The sequence below is a fragment of the Candidatus Eisenbacteria bacterium genome (assembly GCA_016867715.1).
In the GTDB taxonomy this organism is placed as follows: Bacteria; Orphanbacterota; Orphanbacteria; order Orphanbacterales; family Orphanbacteraceae; genus VGIW01.
In genome coordinates, this window is the sequence record VGIW01000165.1 from 1 (window position 1) to 1,999 (window position 1,999).

Genomic DNA, 1,999 nt, shown 5'->3' on the forward strand with positions numbered 1-1,999 from the left:
CCCGTCCCGCACCGTCTCCAAGTACTCCATCTTCTTCGCGTACGGCTTCTGCACATCGCTGATGTCAAAGATCAACAAGCTCTCCCGATGCACCCGCCGCGCCCCCAACCGGCTCACGCCCCGCTCGACCGCCTCCTCCAATCCTTCCCATGCCAAGTTCCGCGACAACCGCGTCTCCGTCTTCCCTAACGGAATCGCCTCCTCCAACGAACGCCCCACCTCGCTGAGCCGCACCGACTGCGAAGCCTGGATCCCGTAGAGCATCTCCTCCACAAACCGCCGCATCGGCAACGAAAACCGGGGAGAAAGTCTCCCCGAAAAATCGTGAATCTGCTCTCGCAACTTCCGCGCAACTCCGCTACTCTCATTCACGTCGTGGCCTCCTCTTGCTCGGGGGAACTGGGCGTTTATCGCCGTCCAGATCACCTTAGCAGCCGAGACCACGACGTTCACTTTTCAAAAACACCCCTCCCCTTGGCATTTCAAGAGTTAGGTCGAATCAATCGTCAAATTCTGGGGAAGGTCCTGTCCGGCGTTACAATCGCGTCCCCGTCGGAGGACCGCGGATGGTGACGAACCGGAATATCGGCGAGGTGCTTCGAATCGTCGCGCTCGAGGGGCGGCGCTTCGAGGAACCATCCCTTTCCCGGATCGCGAGGAGGAAGCGCGATCCCTTTCTCGTCCTGATCGGCTGCCTCCTCTCGCTTCGCACGAAGGACGAGACGACCGACGCTGCGTCCGCGCGGCTCTTCGCGCTCGCCCGGACTCCGGAAGAGATCGCGCGGCTCCCCCTTCGGACGATCGAGAAGGCGATCTTCCCGGTCGGGTTCTACCGGAAGAAGGCGCTCGTTCTGCGCGGCGTGTCGAAGACGATCCTCCGCGAGTGGGACGGCGCCGTCCCCGACACGATGGACGATCTCTTGACGCTCAAAGGAGTCGGCCGAAAGACGGCGAACCTCGTTCTCACGGAAGGGCACGGGAAGCCGGGGATCTGCGTCGACGTCCACGTCCACCGGATCGTGAACCGCTGGGGATACGTGCGCACGCGAACTCCGGATGAAACCGAGGCCGCGCTTCGCGCGAAGCTCCCGAAGCGCGATTGGAAGCGGATCAACCGGATGCTCGTCGTTTATGGGCAAACGATCTGCCGGCCGCTCTCCCCGCTCTGCTCGCAATGCCGGATCGCCGTTCCTTGCGCCCGCGCCGGCGTCGCGCGCTCGCGGTAGCTGTCGGCACTCGGGGGACAAGATGCCGATTTCGGGACGATTCGCTGCTTCCCCCGATCGCCGGTCGGGGGAAATAGGTATGGCGTCCCCGGAATCCCCCATCACACCTCCTCGGACATGTCCCCATCCTCCTGAGAGAGGATCCACTACCCCGGTCCTGTCCCACCACCGGCCCGAACGGCCCTTCCATGCCCCCTTCATGCTTGACGTACGCAGCGTCTCGGGATAGAATTCCCCCGTGGATGCGGATGCCTCTTAATGCTAAAGATATATGTAATGAACTGTCAATAGAGGTGGGGCCTATGTGCGGTTTTGTGTGCGTGTACGATCCGATGGCGCGGTTGGTCCCGGCTATCGTGCTCGAGAAAATGACCGAGACGCTTCACCATCGAGGCCCCGACGATTATGGATTTGCCGCAAGTAGCGCAGATGGGATTCGCGCATGGCGGAGTGAACCGCTTCCTCAGATGGGTGTAGGAGGGGTCGCCTTGACCTTGCCCCGTCCGTAGTTGGAGGTTTCGAGGGCGGCGAACTCTCAGGTTCATTTTAGGCCACCATCTCCTGGTCGTCAAGCTCCTTGGAACGGAGAGTCGCCTCGAGCTGCCAGAGATCGCGGTATCCGAGGATCCTCCGGAACGACTTCTCCGCCGCGAGGAACGCGCTCGCTGCCCACCGAGCGACCATCTCTCCTCCTTGCCATCTCGTCACCCGCCCCATCGGATACTGGATCGTCCCGATCGGACTCTCGATGAGGTTCGTGCTCACGAGGCAGC

Annotated in this window: 3 protein-coding genes; 1 reads left to right on the plus strand and 2 read right to left on the minus strand. The window is 62.0% G+C overall.

The annotated features are described in order from the left end of the window. Nucleotides 1–453, minus strand: a 453-nt coding sequence (locus FJY73_14350; GenBank protein ID MBM3321840.1) for a hypothetical protein, incomplete at its 3' end; no start/stop codon positions are given. A 113-nt stretch (nucleotides 454–566) separates the two neighbouring features. Between FJY73_14350 and FJY73_14355 the strand changes: the two genes are divergently transcribed. After that, the gene (locus FJY73_14355) at nucleotides 567–1,226 is read left to right on the plus strand and encodes an endonuclease III (GenBank protein MBM3321841.1); all 660 of its coding nucleotides are present in this window, start codon (nucleotides 567–569) and stop codon (nucleotides 1,224–1,226) included. Between the two features lie 546 nt (nucleotides 1,227–1,772). Here the strand turns inward: FJY73_14355 and FJY73_14360 are convergent. Next, nucleotides 1,773–1,999 (minus strand): IS256 family transposase (locus FJY73_14360; protein ID MBM3321842.1); only part of this gene is annotated, 227 nt, incomplete at its 5' end.

Coding starts and splice junctions, on each gene's coding strand:
- FJY73_14355 (MBM3321841.1), top strand. CDS start 567: ATGGTGACGAACCGGAATATCGGCGAGGTGCTTCGAATCGTCGCGCTC.